Consider the following 429-nt stretch of genomic DNA (forward strand, 5'->3'; position numbering starts at 1 on the left):
GGTATACAGCACAAGGTATACAATTTAATGATTTTCACGACAAAAAAATGTTTGCACTTTTTGAGGATATTTTTTGTGAATTAGAAGAAAGAATACAAGCCTTTGAAACTCAGGGAGATATATCTGACTACATATATAAACGTCGTTAGTTGACATAAGACAACAAACTTACGAAGCTTGGAAAGGGGTTAGATGTTAATGGGCTTAATTAATCGAGGAAATAAAGAAACCGAATCACCAGAAGCACTCCATTCAGCTGATGTCAGTAGAGATACATCTTCTCTTAATCCAAAAACAACGGAAACAAAGAAATGGACTGGAGCAGAGAGGAAAAATGTTAAAGTGGCTCCGCCTGTCTTAGATTTAATAAAAACAATGTGTAATATGACCGACAAAAATAAACCAGAATCGAAAGCATATGGTTTAGTC

The 429-nt window shown here is 34.7% G+C and carries 1 protein-coding gene; it reads left to right on the plus strand.

What is annotated here, in order from left to right:
* Positions 1-192: 192 nt before the first annotated feature.
* On the plus strand, positions 193-429 hold a 237-nt coding region (locus C1I98_RS46690), incomplete at its 3' end, for a hypothetical protein (RefSeq protein ID WP_199537608.1).

Source organism: Spongiactinospora gelatinilytica, assembly GCF_003236385.1.
Lineage (GTDB): Bacteria > Actinomycetota > Actinomycetes > Streptosporangiales > Streptosporangiaceae > Spongiactinospora > Spongiactinospora gelatinilytica.